General features: G+C 60.2%; 17 protein-coding genes. 7 read left to right on the forward strand and 10 right to left on the reverse strand.

The window, feature by feature from the left end; translation table 11 throughout:
• The first annotated feature begins 9 nt into the window (after nt 1-9).
• Nucleotides 10-918: an anchored repeat-type ABC transporter permease subunit gene (locus tag DCC25_RS00545; protein ID WP_110098585.1), complete on the forward strand. Its 909-nt coding sequence runs from the start codon at nt 10-12 to the stop codon at nt 916-918.
• 130 nt (nt 919-1,048) lie between these two features.
• Here the strand turns inward: DCC25_RS00545 and DCC25_RS00550 are convergent, their stop codons facing one another.
• Nucleotides 1,049-1,858: a PspA/IM30 family protein gene (locus DCC25_RS00550; protein ID WP_110100240.1), complete on the reverse strand. Its 810-nt coding sequence runs from the start codon at nt 1,856-1,858 to the stop codon at nt 1,049-1,051.
• A gap of 117 nt (nt 1,859-1,975) precedes the next feature.
• Nucleotides 1,976-3,463, reverse strand: coding sequence for a hypothetical protein (locus DCC25_RS00555; protein WP_146206392.1), 1,488 nt, complete (start codon nt 3,461-3,463; stop codon nt 1,976-1,978).
• Between the two features lie 241 nt (nt 3,464-3,704).
• Between DCC25_RS00555 and DCC25_RS00560 the strand changes: the two genes are divergently transcribed.
• The gene (locus tag DCC25_RS00560; RefSeq protein ID WP_110100399.1) at nt 3,705-5,267 is read left to right on the forward strand and encodes a S1C family serine protease; all 1,563 of its coding nucleotides are present in this window, start codon (nt 3,705-3,707) and stop codon (nt 5,265-5,267) included.
• A 61-nt stretch (nt 5,268-5,328) separates the two neighbouring features.
• Nucleotides 5,329-6,096, forward strand: a complete 768-nt coding sequence (locus tag DCC25_RS00565) for a PIG-L deacetylase family protein (protein WP_233242796.1) — start codon at nt 5,329-5,331, stop codon at nt 6,094-6,096.
• A gap of 6 nt (nt 6,097-6,102) precedes the next feature.
• Here the strand turns inward: DCC25_RS00565 and DCC25_RS00570 are convergent, their stop codons facing one another.
• The 3 genes from DCC25_RS00570 to DCC25_RS00580 form a co-directional block, all read right to left on the reverse strand.
• Nucleotides 6,103-7,485, reverse strand: a complete 1,383-nt coding sequence (locus DCC25_RS00570) for an anti-sigma factor domain-containing protein (RefSeq protein ID WP_158278414.1) — start codon at nt 7,483-7,485, stop codon at nt 6,103-6,105.
• A gap of 76 nt (nt 7,486-7,561) precedes the next feature.
• The gene (locus DCC25_RS00575; RefSeq protein WP_110100243.1) at nt 7,562-8,098 is read right to left on the reverse strand and encodes a tRNA (cytidine(34)-2'-O)-methyltransferase; all 537 of its coding nucleotides are present in this window, start codon (nt 8,096-8,098) and stop codon (nt 7,562-7,564) included.
• Between the two features lie 68 nt (nt 8,099-8,166).
• Nucleotides 8,167-9,225, reverse strand: coding sequence for a J domain-containing protein (locus DCC25_RS00580; protein WP_158278415.1), 1,059 nt, complete (start codon nt 9,223-9,225; stop codon nt 8,167-8,169).
• A gap of 102 nt (nt 9,226-9,327) precedes the next feature.
• Here DCC25_RS00580 and DCC25_RS00585 point away from each other — a divergent pair, with 102 nt between their 5' ends.
• From DCC25_RS00585 to DCC25_RS00600, 4 genes are all read left to right on the forward strand, one after another.
• A complete protein-coding gene (locus tag DCC25_RS00585) occupies nt 9,328-10,590 on the forward strand; it encodes a cysteine desulfurase family protein (protein WP_110100245.1) in 1,263 nt (420 codons plus the stop codon).
• A 115-nt stretch (nt 10,591-10,705) separates the two neighbouring features.
• Nucleotides 10,706-11,848, forward strand: a complete 1,143-nt coding sequence (gene mnmA, locus DCC25_RS00590) for a tRNA 2-thiouridine(34) synthase MnmA (RefSeq protein ID WP_110100246.1) — start codon at nt 10,706-10,708, stop codon at nt 11,846-11,848.
• A 44-nt stretch (nt 11,849-11,892) separates the two neighbouring features.
• Nucleotides 11,893-12,267 carry a chorismate mutase gene (locus tag DCC25_RS00595; RefSeq protein ID WP_110100247.1) on the forward strand — a complete coding sequence of 125 codons (375 nt, stop codon included), beginning with the start codon at nt 11,893-11,895 and terminating at the stop codon, nt 12,265-12,267.
• Nucleotides 12,251-13,375 (forward strand): hypothetical protein, encoded by a 1,125-nt coding sequence (locus DCC25_RS00600; protein ID WP_110109978.1) that lies wholly within the window; start codon nt 12,251-12,253, stop codon nt 13,373-13,375. Before DCC25_RS00595 ends, DCC25_RS00600 begins: the two co-directional genes overlap by 17 nt.
• 5 nt (nt 13,376-13,380) lie before the next feature.
• Here DCC25_RS00600 and DCC25_RS00605 read toward each other — a convergent pair whose 3' ends face one another.
• From DCC25_RS00605 to DCC25_RS00625, 5 genes are all read right to left on the reverse strand, one after another.
• Complete coding sequence (locus tag DCC25_RS00605; RefSeq protein ID WP_110100249.1) at nt 13,381-14,673, reverse strand: DUF58 domain-containing protein; 1,293 nt, start codon at nt 14,671-14,673, stop codon at nt 13,381-13,383.
• Between the two features lie 63 nt (nt 14,674-14,736).
• Entirely contained in the window at nt 14,737-15,768 is a 1,032-nt protein-coding gene (locus DCC25_RS00610; protein ID WP_110100401.1) for a MoxR family ATPase, read from the reverse strand.
• Nucleotides 15,768-17,060: a DUF4350 domain-containing protein gene (locus DCC25_RS00615; RefSeq protein WP_110100250.1), complete on the reverse strand. Its 1,293-nt coding sequence runs from the start codon at nt 17,058-17,060 to the stop codon at nt 15,768-15,770. The genes DCC25_RS00610 and DCC25_RS00615 overlap by 1 nt, the downstream gene beginning before the upstream one ends.
• The gene (locus DCC25_RS00620; protein ID WP_146206393.1) at nt 17,057-17,731 is read right to left on the reverse strand and encodes a hypothetical protein; all 675 of its coding nucleotides are present in this window, start codon (nt 17,729-17,731) and stop codon (nt 17,057-17,059) included. Before DCC25_RS00620 ends, DCC25_RS00615 begins: the two co-directional genes overlap by 4 nt.
• Nucleotides 17,728-19,017 (reverse strand): hypothetical protein, encoded by a 1,290-nt coding sequence (locus tag DCC25_RS00625; protein WP_146206394.1) that lies wholly within the window; start codon nt 19,015-19,017, stop codon nt 17,728-17,730. Before DCC25_RS00625 ends, DCC25_RS00620 begins: the two co-directional genes overlap by 4 nt.
• Between the last annotated feature and the right edge of the window lie 12 nt (nt 19,018-19,029).

A 19,029-nucleotide genomic window follows, 5' to 3' on the forward strand; every position in this document is an offset into this window, starting at 1 on the left:
CTTCATCATATGGACTTTCTCAGCTTTCCGGAGTTTCTACAGGACCTCACCAACCCCTTGTTGTCATTTCTTCCCAAAGCCCTACTCGTCGCGGTTCTCTCCGCGCTGGTCTGTGGGATTGTCGGGAACTACGTGGTGTTACGTGGCATGGTCTTTATCGGGCACGCCGTGGCTCACTCGGTGTTCCCCGGACTGGCCATCGCCTTTATCCTGCAGGGATCACTGGTCTTGGGAGGCATGATCGCTGCGGTGATCACCGCGATCCTGGTGGCCGTGTTCTCACAGAACCGGCGGTTGAAAGAAGATTCGGTGATCGGTATTTTTTTCGTGGCCGCTTTCGCCCTGGGGATTGTGATCATCTCGTTCTCACCGGCGTACTCGGGCTCCCTGGAATCATTCCTCTTTGGCTCGATTACCGGCATCCCGACTTCTGATATCTACGTGGTCGCCGGAGCCGCCGTGCTGATTCTGGGTACCCTATTCCTCTTGCATAAAGAATTGGTCGCGGTATCCCTAGACCGGGAAATGGCTGCGGCAGCAGGCTTGCCTGTGCTGGTACTCGACGTGATTCTCTATGTGCTGGTCTCGGTTGCTGTGGTGGTCTCAGTCCAGGTGATCGGCAATATTCTCGTGGTCGCTCTGCTCGTGATCCCGGCCGCCAGCTCACGACTGGTGACCGACCGTCTCGTGGTGATGATGGTGCTTTCCCCGGTGATCGGGGCAGTCTGTGCCTTTCTGGGACTCTATCTGTCCTGGGCCGCCGATTTGCCTACCGGGGGAACGATCGTCTTGGTGGCCACCGCCGTCTTCCTCTTGCTGTGGCTCGTGGCTCCACACCATGGACTACTGGGCCGATTGCTGGCCTCTCGTAAGCCCACAGCACGCAGTGTCGAATCCAGCACTGCTGCCACGGTTTAAGAGCACGACCCAGGCGTGCTTCGGAGTCGGGCTCAGTTCCTGAGCTCGCCACGCCACGGCCCCGAGAACAGTACCAGCGCTGTTCTCGGGGCCGAAGCGTGAGAAAAGGATGAGATCAGATAAGAGAACCTTAGGCGTTCTTCGTCTCTGAGTCCGGGGTGTATTCCAACTGAGCGAAGAGTTCCTCTTCGGATTCCCCACCCTGCAACGCCTGAGAACCATTGGAGGACTGACCGGCCTTCAACGCTGCCAGCCGGGCTTCCACCTCGCTCTTCTCACCTAAATCCTCCAAGGCTTCAAACTGGGCGTCCAGACTGGAGGAATTCAGTTCCTCCATGCCTCGTACGCGGGCTTCTTCGCGCCGGATCTTCTCTTCGAAGCGATCCACCTCACTGGTGGCATCATAGGAGCTCAGCGAACCAATGGCTTCCTGGACCTTGGACTGGGCCTGCGCCGACTTCGCACGAGCCACCAGCTCATCACGCTTGGAGGTGATCTCGCTGAGCTTCTTATTCATCTGCTGCAAACCGGACTTGAGCCGATCAACGACTTCACGCTGAGACTCAATAGCCGGCTCCGAGCGTTTGGCCGCTTTCTCAGCGTGCATCTGACGTTCCAGAGCGATCTTGGCGAGGTCATCGAATTTATCCGCTGAGGAGCCATCGCTGTCTTGACGGAACTGATCAGCTCGTTGCGAGGCAGCCAGTGCCTTCTGTCCCCAGGATTTTGCCTGGTCAATCTCTTCCCGGTGGTCATCTTCCAGCATCCGCAGGTTGCCGATGGTCTGGGCCACGGCGGCTTCAGCTTCTTTAATGGAGGCGGTGTAGTCACGCACCATCTGGTCCAACATCTTTTGCGGGTCCTCTGCTCGGTCGAGTAACGCATTGATGTTAGCCTTCGCTAGGGTCGCGATACGACCGAAAATTGATTGCTGTGCCACAGGAAACCTCTCTAGGGTATCGGGGTCAGGGATACGATATTGATGATTGCTTTAACTCTACGAAGCCAGACGACAAAGGACCAGAACCAATCTCGTGGTTTAGCTGAGGGCCTCAGCCTAGCGACGACGTCGCGACGCTCGACGACTCCGTGAACCCGCCCGATGTTTCATGGGGAAGGGGATGCCACTGCTGATAGACCCGGTGGAGCTTCGGTCCCATCTCGTGCGCCCCATCCCGATCGGGTACGTAGGACCGAAGCCATCATCGGGCTCGTTGTGAGCGATCTCGGCGGCCTGATCAGCTAATTGAGAAGCGCGGCGGGCGTTGTTCAAGGCATCGATGGGATCTGTCTCGGCCCGTTGCTCGGCGGTTTGGAGTGCGGACTGGGCTTCATTGAATTTGGCACGAGCGCTATAGCCGATATATCGACCACGCCTGCCAATGTAGTCAGAGCTACCGCGCACTTTGGCTCGAGCTTGTTGCAACTCTTTACCCAGCGCGGTCCGGGCGCGGGCCAGTTTATCGTGGTAGTTCTGGATAAGCTCGAGTCGCTCAGCGAGCCGCTGGTGAGCCTGGGACAACCGGTCCAAGAGCTTCTCCGGATCGATCTTGTCCTGCTGGAGCCCAGCTTTCACTTCATCGATCGCCTGACGTAGGCCTGTCGTCGGGGGGCGCAAATTGCTGTAGTCGCCCTGCTCCATCAGCGCCTCAGCAGCCAAGATATCTTGTTCTGAGTCGACGAGTCCGGCGTTGAGATTCTCCACCGCTGTGGAAAGTTGGACCTCTTTGTGCAGGATCCCTTCGGCAAGCGAACGGAGATTCACGGCACGGTCCCAGCCCTGCCGAATAGCCAGTGTTGCTTGAGACCGATCCCCGGCGTTCAACAATTCGGCGGCCTGATCGATCGTGCCACGCAGTTCAGCGATCCCGCTGATGAGATGACGATGATTATTGGAGACCTCTTCTAAACTCGGCCCCTGATACTGCTCGGTCAGTCGCTCTAATACCAGGCGCCCTGGTTCAATCTTCAGGTCAATATCGTCGGCCTCGTAGCGGAGCTTGCGTAGCCCCTCTTCGGCAGAATCCTCTAGGCCCCGCAACTTGTCGAAGAACGCCTCTTGCTGTTCCAAGACCTCATCAACTCGGTTGGCGGTGGCCAGAACTTCTTCGAGTTGCTGACGGGCTTGGTGCTCTGGGATCTCCGTGAGCTGACGTTCCACCTGTTGACTGGTCCGAAACGCTTGCAAGAGTGATTCTTTGGCCTGTTGGACCTTCAGATGGAATTCCTCGACCGCCTCTTCACCATAGGAAGCCATCGCGAAACCGACCTCTTCTTCAGCGCGATGGATACTGTGATCGGCCTCGAGTAGCTCGAGATTGGCCTGCTGAAAAAGGTCGTCTAGTGGGATCCGAGCTTTACTCTCTGGGCGAGTGCGCCGCGACCGCTGGCCGGATCTACCCTGGCCGAAACGTTGATCCGACCACAATTTCGGGCGGCGAAGGATTCGCACCAAGCCTCCCACCACGACGATCAGAAATACCGCCACAACGATCAGGCTAAACATCGACACGGTGAAGGAAGCCAGGGGCATTACTGGAGTCACATTATTCACTCCTTCGGACCGGACAGGTTACCTGACGTCACCTGGCCTACTGTGACATCAGGGTGGACTGGTGACCCTTTAGAGTGTACGGGGTAGCGCTGCTAAAGTGCACGCTCCACAGTATCGAGACAGCATCCAGCTAACGTCCAGTTGCTACTCTCAGAACCTCCAGAAACGTAGGGGAGAATGATCTCCAGCTCACCTGAGTCAAGGCCCTGAAATGGAAGGACATCAACAACCCATGAGCGAGTCTGGCAATCTGAATAACTCTCAGAACCCGGAAAACAGTTCCTCCCAGCCTGGTGGCAACATGCCACCGTTTCCGTCGCAACGACCTGCGGGTGCCCCGGCCACGCCATCCGAGGCCGATGAATCCACCGGCCCGGTCTTTCCACCGGCTGGTGCTGAGCAGAACGCTCAGTCCCCGGGACAGCCACCGTATGCGACTGCACCCCTCGACGGGGCTTCGGCGCTTGGCCCATCCGACCAGACTGGCTCAGCTCAACACGGTCACGACGCGCCCGAGCAACAGCACAAAAAAAGTTTCGGTTTACCGGCAGTGCTGACCATTGCGTTACTGGCCGGCTTACTCGGCGGCGGGATCGGCGCAGGCGCACTGTACGGGTTTTCTGCGCTCAACGATGATTCCTCAGGCGTGTTTAGCGCTGAGGACCGCAGCGGGGATCGCTCCGGGAACACCGGCGGGGTCAACCGTGAGGAAAACACCACTCTGGTCACCGACGCGGCAGCGACGGCATCGCCTTCGGTGGTGACGATTTCGGCGGCGTCTTCCTCCGGGGCGGGGAGTGGCTCCGGGGTGATATTGGATGATCAAGGCCATATTCTGACCAATACCCACGTGGTCACCCTCGGGGGTGCCACCGGTGATGCCGAGCTCAGTGTGCAAACCGCAGACTCCCGTGTTTACACCGCAGAAGTCGTGGGCACCGACCCGCTCAGCGACCTGGCTGTCATCAAGATCGATGCTGAGGGACTCACGCCGATTGAGATGGGATCCTCCTCCGATCTCAACGTCGGAGATCAAACCATCGCGATCGGTGCTCCGCTGGGTCTTTCGGGGACCGTCACTGACGGTATCGTCTCCCAAATGGATCGCACCATCGCGGTCCAGTCTTCGGCGGCTCCGGAACCAGACAGTGGGCCGGGATCCGGAGGTGACGACGATGGGCTGTTCGAGTTCCATTTTCCTGGACAGCAAGAACAGTCGCAGTCCTCGGGCGTCATCCACATCAACGTGATTCAGTCCGATGCTGCCATTAACCCGGGTAACTCCGGTGGCGCGCTGGTGGATTCTCAAGGACGGTTGATCGGTATTAACGTCGCCATCGCCTCGGCCGGTGGCTCATCCGGTGGTGAACAAGGCAATATCGGTTTGGGCTTTGCTATTCCGGTCGATTACGCCCAGCGTGTGGCCGGTGAACTGATCGAAAACGGTGAAGCCACTCACGGTGCCCTCGGTGTGTCGGTCACCCCTGAGGCTGCACGCACCGACGGGTCAGAATCCGCCGGTCCGTTGGCCCCCGGATCTGGCGGTGGGGGAGCCTTCGCCGCTGGCGCTCGCGTGGTGGATGTCGCCGACGGATCGCCGGCCGATGAAGCCGGTATTCAAGAAGGTGATGTCATTACCTCCGCCGACGGTAAACCCACCGCGGATTCTCAGGCGCTGACTGCCACGGTTCGTGAGCACGCCGCCGGGTCGGAAATTACCTTGGGTGTTACCCGTGACGGCGAACAGCAAGAAGTTCAGGTGACCCTCGGTGATGAATCCCAGCTGGGCAACTAAGCTAGTCTGAGATCTGCGCTGAGACGGCGCACCGGAACACACGAGTAGAAGACAGGCCACTGTGAGCGCAGATTTGTTGACACTTGATCCCGCCACGTTCGTGCAACAGCACACGATTAGATCGGTGTTGGCCATTGGAGCTCATCCCGACGACCTGGATTTCGGGGCAGCCGGAACCCTAGCGGGTTTGGTAGCCTGCGGGGTCCAGGTTCGTTATGGGATTGTCACCGACGGCGACGCCGGGGGCTTCCACGACCAGGAACGCAGTGCCCTGGCAACTCAACGCCAACACGAACAACGAGTGGCTGCCGAGACGATCGGGGTCAGCACGGTGGACTATTTAGGGTATCGGGACGGGGCAGTGGTCCCGGGCCCGGACCTGGAAGAAGATCTGGTGCATCTGATGCGTGAGATGAGACCGGATCTGGTGCTGGCCCCGCACCCGGAGCGCGACTGGTCGTCCCTGCAGAAGTCTCATCCGGATCATCTGGCCACCGGAGAAGCGGTCACTCGTGCCATCTATCCGGCGGTCGAAAACCCCTTCGCATTTCCGCGTTTGGCTCAGCACGGGTGGGACGCGGTCAAGATCCGTTATCTCATGCTCTACGGTGCACCCGCTACACGACATACCGTGCGCATGGATGTCACCGATTTTGTGGGGCAAAAATTGGCGGCCTTGGACTGCCACGCATCACAGCATCCGGATCCGGAGTGGATGCATCAGCGGGTCGCCGAGCAACTCGAGGCAAATCACCCAAATCCGTCGCGAGCCGCTGAACTCTTTCACCTGGTGACCGTCAACGGGGAGCTGACCTTCGCTGGCTTTTAGCGACTACTAATGCAAATCGATCTGGACCAGTGGCTCGGTGGTGGGGTAGTCTGAGCCGTTCTCAGGCTCAATGGTGACCCAGAGCTGCTCGTAGCCGTTGACCCCACGGAATTGGACATGGCGGTCTTCCATTTGGGTGGCATCGTACTGGCCGAGCGAAGAGGGAGAGTCGCCGGCAGATGCAAAGAGCCAGACCTGATAGGTTTGGTCAGCTCCCAGATCTGGCACCGAGGAGAAGGACAGGTATGCCACGTCTTCATCCCGGGAGAGGTGGGCTTGCACGGTACCGCCGGCGTTGAGATCTTGAGGCGAGGTCAGCTGGGTATCGTGGGCGTCATCGACGGTGGAAACGATATCGTCGCTGGAGGCCAGAAGCGTCGAGATGGCAATGACGGCAGCCAGCAAGAGGGCAATGACCACCGCCCAGATGATTTTACGCTTAGTACCGCTGGCCGGCTCAGGTTCGGGTTCGTGCGTATCAAACTGCTCGACGAAGCCGACCCCAAGATTCTGCTCTGGCAAGGATTCCAGTAGCTGATCGAGCATCCAAGACTCCGGTTCGGTAGTCAGTCGGCGGAACCCCCACGCTAGGCTGCGTTGCAAAAGGCTGATGCGTAGTTGCCACTGTTCTTTTTTTTCCCGGCCCAGCCGGTGAACGTGGCTATCAATGGCGATGCGCTCGTCTTCATCGATTGAGTTGGTGGCCACCAGAGCAGCCAATTCGTCGACCAGGCCAGACTCCAAATCGGTGGTAATCGATTGTGAAAAGGTGGGACTCTGGCCGGTGCGTGCGGTGACCTCCGGGGTAACCGGTTTTGCCAGAATCGGATCTTGAGTGGTGTCAGAGACCCCGGTGACCGCTGCAATATAGCGTTGTGACAACCGCGAACAGGTATCACGTAACCGTGATTTTAGGGTGGGAACTCCCACTCCTAGCTCCCGAGCTGCTTCCGGGTAGGAGCGGGCTCCTAGCCAGATGATGGTCAACGCGCGCAACTGGGCCTCAGACAGTCCGTGCAACTCCGGCAGTTCGGCGGCCAGGGGGAGCAACCCGGCTTCGTCGTTGATCTCGGTGAAATGCCCGGCATGAATGAGCTCAGCGAAGGTGCGCTGGGCGAGTGAAATAATCCAGGTGGCAGCAGTACGGTTCCGGGCGGTTTCATCGCTAGCGTCCAGAGTGAAATCGAGATTAAAGTGGGGCGCTTGCTCCCATAAGGTGGTGAACACCGAGACGGTAGCTTCGCCGGCCTGTTCTTGGGTGGTCAGCAGAGCGCGAGCAAAACCATAAACCGAGGGTGCGGAGGTATCAAAAAGTGCTGCGAAGGCCGCACGGTCGCCTTCACCGGAAAGCTGGAGGAGTCGGGCAATACCCGGTGTTTCAGTCTGCATCGTCATTCCAGCATAGAAAGATTTCGCCACCTGCGTCGCTAGGCCACGCCCTGAAACCTTAATTCATTCGTGATGTTTAGGCTCCACCGGCGAAGCCGAACTGGCGCCAGGCCTCATAGGTGACAATGGAGGCCGAATTGGCCAAATTCAGGGAGCGTCGTCCCGACTGCATCGGGATCCGGACCCGATCGGTGATGCCAGGATATTGCAGTGTTGTTTCGGTCAGCCCGGTGGATTCTTTGCCAAAGAGTAAGACATCCCCGCGACGGTATTGAATCTCGGTGTACAGACAGGTGGCGTGGGAGGTGAAGGCAAAGACCCGCTCGGGGGCCAGTGCGTGGAAGGCGGTGTCCACATCCGGATGGATCGTGACGACCGCCAAGTCGTGGTAATCCAGGCCTGCCCGGCGGAGATGGGCATCGGCGAAGTTGAATCCCAGTGGTTCGATCAGGTGCAACTCGGCACCGGTAATGGCCGCTAACCGGATGGCATTACCGGTATTACCGGGAATTTCGGGGGCTTCGAATACGATCCGGAATCCCGGGTTGGCGGTGTCGGGATGCAGACTGGCCTGGGTGTGCGGGTTGGTGTCGTGCCGGTCGGGAGCGGACATGGCGGGTGTTTCTTCTTCCTATGGAGTCATGACTACTGTGTCATCTCTACGGAGTCTGGTGTCGCTGTCTAGCGCGCGGGATGGGAGCGGTCTTTCGGGAACGGCGACATGGCCACCAGCGATCCCAACAGGTTCCGATCGAGCACATGGTGTTGGTGGTCGACGCCGAGGAACATTTTCAGATGTCGGATGGTGTTATTCAGGTTTGCCGGCACATCTTCGAGCCCGCAGGAAGTCTGGTGCGGCCCGGTACTGGTGACGTCCGGGGCAAACGGGTGCTGATCCGATGGGATGAGTGCGACAAAATGGCCCACGGTCAATTCCGGGAACAAGGTGGCTAGCTCAGCCAGGGCAGAAGGGGACCGGGTGGCATCAGCTGGCAGAGAGACCGGTCGATTCTCGGCGAATAATCGTCCCCCGTCCCACTGGTAGACTCCCGGCGATGCTTTCATCAGCCACACACAGGCCAGCCGATAACCGCACAACACTACCATGGGGATCTGCGTCGACGGGGGAAGGTTTGTTCCGAGCAAGGACCTAGCATTATCGCGACGGTGGTTTTTCAAATGACGGGTGAGTTCCTTGGTTTTCAGGCCCAGCACGATGCGGGCCGCCGGTAGTGCTTGACGTAGCGAGGGGGCCACGGTGCTGGCGACCTGCACGTAGGCACCGCTGCGACCAGAGGAAAATAAACCGGTAGGAACACGGCCGATCACCGAGGATTCGACCAGGGTGGCATCGACGATCACGCTGGTCTTTCCCAGCTGAACCGTCACCGGCCCCTGAGCCAAAGACGGTACGACGGTGACCGGTTTCGGGGTCTGGCGGGAGGACTGTTGCCTCGTGGTGGACGATGTCGCCGAGGTGCCTGTGGCCCGTGAGGAACCCGCTGACCGTGGCGAGCGCGTCCGGGCATCGCGGTGAAACTCTGCCCGGGCTTCGGCGGTTCCGATCAGTTCCCAGGCACGGGTGACGAGGTCGAACTGTGCCGGATCACCGCCCAGATCCGGGTGGGCCTGACGTTGCGCCTTGCGGTACCCGGCCTTAATTTCGTCCTGACTTGCGTCAGCACACACCCCGAGTACCTCATAAGGGTTGGGGGAATTCGGGAAATCAGAGGTTGACACGGTGAGAATCATACCGAAACCCGGTGCGCTATCCCGCTAGGTTGCTCTGTTGCACACCACGGCAATCGAGGGTGATGGTCCAGGAGTTTTAGACTGGAGACTGTGAATACTTCCGCAGATCGTGTCTACCTTGACCATGCCGCCACCTCGCCCACCCGGCCCGAGGCGATCGAGGCGTTTGTGGATCAATCCCAACGGATCGGCAATGCCTCGTCACTGCATACCGCTGGGCGTGGCACCAAGCTTCGGGTTGAAGACGCCCGAGACCGCCTGGCCGCCGTGTTGGGAGCTCACCCCACCGAGGTCATCTACACTTCCGGGGGCACCGAATCGGACAACCTGGGCCTGCAGGGCCTTTATCATGCTCGCCACCGCCGAGATCCCCGACGCCATCAGATTCTGTTTACCGGGATTGAGCACGCCGCCGTGATCGACACACTCGAAGCCCTGGAGGCCCACCACGGCGCCGAGCTGATTCAAGTCCCCGTCGATGCCACCGGCCGGGTAGAGGTCGAGGCATGGAAGGACGCCATTGATCAGCATGCCGATCAGCTGGCGCTGGCAACCATGATGTATGCCAATAACGAGATCGGTACCGTCCAACCGATTGCCGAATTGGCCGAGGCCACCGCAGCCGCGGAGCTACCCTTCCATGTGGATGCGGTGCAGGCGTTTGGTGCCCTGGAGTTACATTTCGACCACCCGGGGGTGACCACCATGGCTATTTCCGGACACAAAATTGGGGCGCCCATCGGTATCGGCGCGCTTCTGGTGCGTCGCGACGCCCAGGTAGCGCCAGTACTTTTTGGCGGGGGCCAAGAGCGCGATATCCGCTCCGGAACCATGGCCTCGGCACTGATCGTTTCCTTCACCGCAGCCGCCGAAGTTGCCACCGCCAACCAACAGGTCGAGCGCGAACGACTCAGCGGACTTCGGGATCGGTTGATCGCCGGAATCCAGCAGGCCATTCCAGAGGCACAGTTGCAAGGTGACCAGGACCGGGACCCGGAGACCGGGCAGCACGTGCCGGTGGGGACTCGTCGTCTGCCCGGCAACGTGCATTTTTGTTTCCCCGGTTGTGAGGGAGACTCGTTGCTGTTTGGACTGGATATGGCCGGCATTGAGTCCTCGACTGGTTCGGCCTGTACCGCTGGTGTGTCCCGTCCCTCTCATGTTGTGTCCGCCACAGGAGCCGATGAGCAGATGGCACGCTCAACCCAGCGGTTTTCGCTCGGCTACACCACCACCGAGGCTGATATTCAGGCCGTGCTCTCCGTCCTACCGGGCGTCTACGCCTCCGCTCAGCGGGCCGGAATGGCCGGGCAGGATTCTCATATTGTGACCGCCAACTCCCATCGGGGCTGACCGGGAATAGGTAGGGTGCTGGTGGTGTTACATCGAGCTGTTATGGTAGAGGCCCGGTGCCACACCATACGCAAGATCCGCACCATTCCACCACGGGAGAGAAAGGGCAAGAATCGTGAAAGTGCTTGCAGCCATGAGTGGCGGTGTCGACTCCTCAGTCGCTGCTGCCCGGGCGGTCGATGCCGGTCACGAGGTGGTCGGCGTACACCTGGCACTGTCAAGAATGCCAGGCACCCTCAGAACGGGGTCTCGCGGTTGTTGCACGATTGAAGACTCCCGTGACGCCTGGCGTGCCTGTGAGAAGCTGGGTATTCCGTACTACACGTGGGATTTTTCCGAGCGGTTCAAAGAGGATGTGGTCGATGATTTCATCGCCGAATATGCCGCCGGACGAACCCCAAACCCGTGCATGCGGTGCAATGAACGCATCAAATTCGCTGCCCTGTTAGAAAAGGCCCTCGCCCTGGGATTTGATGCGGTGTGTACCGGACACTACGCCAAGGTGATCGAAAACGACCAAGGCCACCTGGAGCTACACCGTGCCGCTGACGATGCCAAGGACCAGTCATATGTGCTCGGTGTGCTCACCGCAGAACAGCTCGAACACTGTCTGTTCCCCCTGGGGGATACCCCCTCGAAGTCGTTGGTGCGCGCTGAAGCCGCCGACCGCGGACTGTCGGTGGCGCAGAAACCAGACTCCTATGACATCTGCTTCATTCCCGAAGGTGATACCCGCGAGTGGCTCGAAGAGCACATTGAGATGCGTCCGGGGCAGATTGTCGACACCGCTGGGACCGCGCTAGGCCAGCATCGCGGTGCGCAGGCCTTTACGGTTGGACAGCGCAAAGGCCTGGGAATTGGCACGCCGGCCCCGGACGGCAAGCCACGGTTCGTCCTTGAAGTCCGGCCGAAAGAAAATGAGGTTGTGGTTGGTCCCCGCGCGATGCTCAACATCGACCGGATTACCGGAATCCGGCCATCCTGGGCGGGACAACCGCTCGACGAAGAGGCCACCGGTGAGTGGTTCGACTGCCAGGTGCAGGTCCGTGCTCACGCTGACCCGGTGCCTGGACGCGTCCGCGTCGCCAGCGATGAGGTCGATGGCGCTGAAGCCACGGTATGGCAGATGAAACTGGATGAGACCATCTCCGGGGTAGCCCCAGGTCAGACGGCGGTGGTGTATCAAGGCACCCGCGTGGTGGGACAAACCACCATCCACCGTGCGGTCAATGCAGAGCGTATGGGTGCTTGGGTATAACCTGTCGGCGACAGATCCGCGATACGTTGACTACAGTGAGTGATATGAGCACATCCGAGCATGCCTCACCTCACGAGCTGGCCGAACCCGCAGTTCTCGAGCAACTCCTGGCCATTCGTGGCAGTATCGATAACTTCGATGCTGCTCTGGTTTATTTACTGGCCGAGCGGTTCAAATGCACCCAGCGGGTCGGCAAACTCAAAGCTGAGAATAATCTGCCACCCTCTGATCCGGAGCGGGAAAAAGCCCAGATTGCCCGGTTGCGTCGGCTGGCTGAGGACGCGGATCTGGACCCGGCATTTGCCGAGAAGTTTTTGAACTTCATCGTCTCCGAAGTGATCCGGCACCATCAGGCCATCGCCGATGACCAAAAGAGCGACACTGCCCAGGGCGCGGAGGACCATGAGACGACCAGGTGAGGCGACCGTGTCCAGTGAGGCACAGAAACCCGATCTCCCTGCTCTGCGCGTTAGTCTCAGCACCCCGGACCCTGGCCCCGGGGGTCCAACCGCGTGGGGTGAGACTCTGGGCATCCTGCTTGATGAGTTGCCCGGTCCCCACCTGCCTCAGTTGCCGTACTGGCAACCACTGTCCGAACTTGCTGTCGGATTACCCGGGTTTCTGGTGGCCAATCGTCGCAGCTACGGCTGGCAAGTACAAGCCACCGAAGCGACCCCGGGCAAAGAACAACGCCGATATGCTACAGCCCTGCGTGAGCAGTTCCAGCGGGTGGCCGATTACCAGCAAGAGCGTCCCCTGCCAGAGTTGATGCTCGAGGTTCCCGGCCCGGTGACCCTGTTCTCCGTGCTGATGGGCCCCGGCGGTCAGAAGATCATCCGAGATCACGGCGCTCGTCGCGATGTTGCCCACGTGTTGGCAGAGGCACTGGCCGAGCTCGTCCAGATCAGTGCCCGTATTCTGCCGGAGACTACCTTGCGTTTGGTGGTTCGAGACACCGATGTTGTTGCCGGACTACGAGGAGCGATCGCCACGGCCTCGGGGTATTTGACCGAACGGAGCCTCGATATCGCCGAGCTCGAGACGTACTGGGCACTACTTGCCGACCAGCTTTGTCCCACCGGGTCCGAGCTGGTTTTCCAGGTCGATCTAGACACCCACCACCTCGGGAAAGACGACAGGCTACTCACCTCATTGCACACCCTGGCCACCAACGACCAAGACAGTCCACCACTTGGCGTCAGCATCAGCTTTCCGGCCCTGGAAACCGATCCGGTGGGACGTTGGGCCAGCTGGCGGTGGGAATGGATTGAACGGTTCCGCCACTCCCAAATCCCCTTACACCTGGAATGCGACCTCGAGCGACTCGACGGCATTGACCCGCCCCGGGCTGGAGTAGAGCTGGTGGAAACCACTGAACGCGTCGGGTTGGACCCCTGGGACCTGGCCTCGAGCGTACTGGTAGCCCGAGCGACCAGGCCGATGACGGGAGTAGGACTGGGACGTTGCATCGAAGCATTACGCGGTGTGGCCGATGAGTTCTCCCAGCGGGTGCCCGGCCCATCATGACGCGACTACAACCGTCCCGCAGCTTTGAGATGCAGATAGGTATCGGCTAACCGGGGCGGGAGATCCTGCGGATCGGCTTCGACCACTTCGGCGCCAAACCGTCGTAGCTGGGCAATCAGACCGGCTCGACGATGTTCGTCTTGTTCTGCCGAGGCGGCCTGAAAGACCGTCTCGAGGTCTTCGCGTTCGGCCGCCATGGCCTCGAGCTCCGGATCGGTGACCGAGGCCAGCACCACCTGATGTTTGCGCGCAATCGTCGGTAACACCGGGAGCAAACCTTGCTGAATGGCTGCGGTGTCCAGGGCCGTAATGAGTACCACCAGTGCTCGTTGTTTCACGGTCTGAGAGATGAGCGAGGACACCTGGGTGAAATCGGCAGCCACCAGCCGCGGGAATACATCGGTCAGCGCCGTGACAATCTGGTGCAAGAGTTTCCCACGACGGGTGGAAGAGGCCCGGGCCTGAACTTTCTGGTCCAGGGCGATAACTTCGACACGGTCACCGCCAGCATCAGCCAGTGCCGCTAATAGTAGCGCGGCCTCAATGCCGGTATCCAGTCGGGTGCCGTCTTCGCTCCGCACGGCCGAGGTGCGGGAGGTATCGATGAGGATCAACACCCGACGGTCCCGTTCCGGTCGCCAGGTGCGTACCACCAGTTCTTGGGCGCGGGCCGTAGCCCGCCAATCAATATCGCGGACGTCATCGCCACGGACATATTCGCGCAAAGAATCAAATTCGTGGCCGGCCCCGCGGGTCAAGACCGCCGACCTCCCGGCCATTTCCCGCAGCGAGACTAGCTTCGAGGGCAGGTGACGCCGGGAGTTGAACGGTGGAATCACCGTGATCGCACCCTCGGCGCGATGCGTGTATTGTTTGCCCGCCAGCCCCAACCAGCCCCAGCTACGGACCGTGACGATTCGGGAGCGCAGTGTGCCGCGCCTAGTGGGGGTCAGGTGCATGGAAAGCCGGCGGGGCTCCTGGCCCGGAATCGTGACCGGTTGTTCCGGGCTGTCGGCCTGAGCGGTGGGTTGCCACCCATCCCGGACCGAACCGCGCAATGTTCGGGAGCTCTGATTGGTCACCACCAGCTGAACGGTAGTCGTTTCACCCAGCCGAATACTGCCTTGCGCGGAACGGGAGAAGGACACCCGGCGAGGCGAAACGGCGGTCAGTGCGTCCGCACACAGCACCACGATCAGCCCGAGCACACACAACCCCAGCGTTGACCAGCGCGGAAACAGCAGGATGGGAAACAGGCCGATAATAGCCAGAATCATCGCGCGCCAGGAGATGACCATAACTCGTAGCTACCTGCCTTTGGTGTGTCGAGGATGGTGGGAGAGGACGGAAAGAGACGGTGTTTAGCGGGGGACCGGCACACTGGAGAGTAGTCCGGTCAAGACTTGGTCGGTATCGACACCGTCCAATTCGGCCTCCGGGCGCAGCAACACCCGGTGGCGTAGGGTCGGTAGCAACAGCGACTGCACGTCGTCGGGGGTGACGAAGTTGCGGCCCGATAGCCAAGCCCAAGCCTTGGCACAGTGCATCAGAGCGGTACCACCGCGCGGGGAAGCACCCAACTGGAAAGAGGGGGATTGCCGCGTGGCGCGGACAATGTCCGTGATGTAGCTGAGCATCTCTGGACCGGTGGCGACTTGTTGCACCGAGGCGCGGGCTTTGAGCAAGGTCGTTTCCTCGGCCACCGGCTGGATGCCCACGGCGTCGAGATCTGCGGCCGAGAAACCCGCCGCATGACGGCGCAGGATCTCTCGTTCCTGATCGCGCTCGGGAAGATCCATCACCACCTTGAGCAAAAACCGATCCAGTTGGGCTTCCGGAAGGGGATAGGTTCCCTCGTGCTCGACCGGATTTTGAGTGGCTGCCACCATAAACGGGTCCGGCAACCGCCGGGTTACCCCGTCGGTAGAGACTTGGTATTCGGCCATGGCTTCCAACAAGGCAGCTTGGGTTTTCGGTGGGGTGCGGTTGATTTCGTCGGCGAGCAGCACGTGGGTAAACACCGGGCCCTTGCGGAATTCAAACTCCCCGGTTTTGGAATCATAGACCAGCGAGCCGGTGACGTCGCCGGGCATCAAATCCGGGGTGAATTGCACTCGGTGGGAGTCTAGTTGCACCGATTTGGCCACTGACCGGACCAAAAGCGTCTTGGCTACACCGGGGACCCCTTCGAGCAACACATGCCCCCGACACAAAATACCGATGAGCAATGCAGTCACGGCCTGGTCCTGGCCCACGACGGCTTTAGCCACTTCGCCACGCACCTGGTTGAGTGCCTCCCGCAGGTCGTCTGCCGACTGTGCCCGCGCAGACTGGTCCTGTGGGGGGTGACCCTGGGGTGGCTGGGATGGCGGAAAAGCCGGTGGCTGGTGCATCATGACGTGCTCCTCCCGTGATCGGGGCGTAGTACCTGGTCGATGAGATGTTCAAAATCTGTGAGTTCTTGGGCAGTGGTCACCATCTCCTCGGGGGAAACGTTGTGGCTACCGTGGGCTGGGACGAGTCCGGAGCTGATCTTGAAGAGCTGCTGGATGTCCTGGACCGGCTGGTTGGTGTGGAGTGCAGCCTGGCGCATGATGGTTTGCGGGTCGGTGTTGCGCCCTAATCGCATGCTGTGGGCGATGCGACGCAACGTGGCCTGTTCCAAGGCCTCGAGAGCTTGAAGGTGGTGTCCGGCACGTCGGTGCATGCGGGCTCGGCCCACCGTGGTTTCGGCCGGCTTGACGACCGAGGGCAATGGCTCGCGCACGATCGGGCCGTGGCGACGTCCTAACCAGAACATGGCCAGCACGGCCAGCACGACCGCCCACCAGATTCCAAAGACCACGAAACGAGGCAGTTGCGCCTCAGACAGCGGAGCATCGGAGTCCAAGAGCTCGGTGAAGTCCGGGGTATACCAGATCAGGTCCTCGCGCGAGCCGGCCAGGCGTAAGGCCAAGGCGGCATTGCCTCGCTCGTCGATCCGTTCATTGGTGAAGATCTTCGGAGAGGTCAGTACCGTGATCCCGGTTGCTGTTTCGGCCAGGAGCGCCGTGGCTTGGTCGGAGGATGCGTTCTCGGGTACGGGAAAACACGTGGAGATCTGGCCGGACTCACGCTGCGTGCGGGGGACCGATACCGCCCAGGAAGAGCTATCAATCTCACCGGCGACCCGCCCGTGCTTCAGCTGGCAGTCCTCGGTCGTGCCCGCAGTGATCCCGCCGTCGTGACTGGACACGGTGGCGTAGTCCCGCGAGAACTCGTCGGTGAAGTGTTCGAGTAGCTCCGGGGATGAGGTTGAAATCACCAGCTGGGATGGTGGAATGGCCTCCGCGGCGCGTTGCCGTGAATCATGGGGCGCCGAAGCCAGGTTGTTGTTCTCATCGATCAATACCACCGTGGCGTCCGGATGCTGGTTGAGTTGACCTTCCAACTGATCAACCGTTGCAGCGGTGTGGACCGAGACACCGCGATCTTCCAGGATGCGTGTCATGGCCTGGGAACCATAACGGCCGGGATTGTCGGTGGAATAGGGGATCCCCTGAGTGGTGCTGGGGAGCAAGGCATAAAACACCACGCCGGCGAGCACCAGAATTCCGGCGATGACCGACACCACGATGATACCGGTTTTACGGGAACCGGTCTGTGAGGTACGTGCCGAAGACTGTAGAGAGGATGCTGCGGTCATCGGGGCACCAGATCCTTGGCGTGCTGAGCGGGGACGCTGTCATCGCGGGGTGTGGCAGGGGCCGGCTTGGCTTGGTGGAGCTTTTCCGCCAACTCGATCATCTGCGTGGCATCTGTGGCGCTGGGGGATTGGTGGGCGTAGAACGTGGTATTGAAGCGAACGGCGGCTTGTTCCAATTGTTCGGTGAATGGGGGGAAGGCCTCGGCGAGTTCCGTCGTGGCAAACGTCGCGGTGAGGGAAGGACGTTCTGAGACCAGATCCCGTTGTTGCCCGTCGCGGATCATCGACCGTAACGCATCGGCCAGTGCGTGGGCATAGTCCTGCTCGGCCACATGTCGGCGGGCCCGGTCGAGATACTCCGTGGCCGTAACGTCAGCGGCGACCTCAACCTCGTCGGTTGATGTTGTCTTGACCCGACCGGTACGGCCCGGCCGTAACCACAACACTAAGGCAATCAGCAGGGCGACTAACGCCAGGGCTAGCACGATCACACCCAGTTCGCCGCTACCGGAGAATTCGACGGCGGCCAGGTCTTGAAACCACTCAACCAGGTTATCGATCAGCTCAATGATCGGGCCGGGATCTGCCTCCGCGTATTCGGGTTTGGACAGCTCCTCTTCGGCCCACTGGCGGGCTTGCTCAGCGTCTGGGGTCAGTGGCGGGGACATCATGACCATGTCGGCGGCCCCATGGGTGGGTTAGATGGATTGGGCGGATGTGGCGGATAGTAGGGAGCATTCGGTCCCGCCGGTCCGGTGAATGGTGCACCTGCCGGTGGCGGTGTGGGCTGCCAATGCACGTCGCGACCCGGCACGAGATCGGCCGACTGAGAATCGCTACGGCGTTTGGTCGGATCAATACTGAACTCATCGATGGGACCCGAGATGGATTCAGCATCGTGGGCTAGCTGGGCACCAATGCCTTCACGTCGGATCCTCAAGTCAGTGTAGAGCAACGCAATGAAGATGGTGAACAGCGCATACAGTACCCCGGAGACCACACTGCTGACCCCGACGATGACCACCTGAGCCAGCAGGAAGCCGGTCAGCGCTTCCGCTTCGTTTCCGGCCGAAGCCAGAAAGAGTGGAGCCAGCATAGCCAAGGGAATAGAAATCACCCATCTGGCGATAACGATGCAGACAGTGACCAATAAGGTCATCCCCAAAGAACGCCAAAAATTATTATTGGTCAGCACCCAGGAACGACGAAGCGCGGTCAACGGGCCTACTTGTTCGACCGCGATCACCGTCGGGGCCAGCATCAGCTTGATCGTCAGCCAGACTATGGGAATCCCCCCGGTGAGGATGACAATAATCATGATCACGGCAAAGAGCTCCGCAGGGATCTCCAGGACGGCAACAGCGAAAACGATCAAGAGGAACGCGAGCACCGACAGCGCGATGACGGCAATATTGATCAGTACCGACAAAGCAATGAGCTTCCAGTAGCTACCGTGCAACAGGCGGAAGGATTGAAAGAATCCGGTCCAGGTACCGATCGTACCGCGCATGGTGACGATGGCTACCAGCCCCGGGAAAAATACCGACGCGAGGAACAGCAACACCAATGCCAGCATTGGAAGGACGATTATCGCCACACTTCCGGATGCGATCTGTTCCGAGGTGGGTAGGCCCCCATCAAGCACCGTGGTGAACGCGACGTACATGGTGACGAAAGCCGGGGCGACTGCCATCAGGTACAAAAGAAACGTGACGAGACCGTAGCCGAGCCCATGCAACAACACGGCCCCAGGTGCGGTGCGCAACGTTGCGAAAACCCCGCTAAACAAATCGCCGATGCTCAACGGAGTCAGCGGGATCGTGCCGGGACGGGACACCGTGAGCATCAATTGTGGTTGCGGTGTGGCGTATGGTCCCCACCCCGAGGGTTGCTGGTGTTGTGGGTACCCTCCATAGGGTGTGCCGGGGCCTTGGCCCGGGGGTGGATAGAAGCTCACGATCTCTCCATT

The organism is Auritidibacter sp. NML120636, from assembly GCF_003185945.1.
GTDB lineage: Bacteria > Actinomycetota > Actinomycetes > Actinomycetales > Micrococcaceae > Auritidibacter > Auritidibacter ignavus.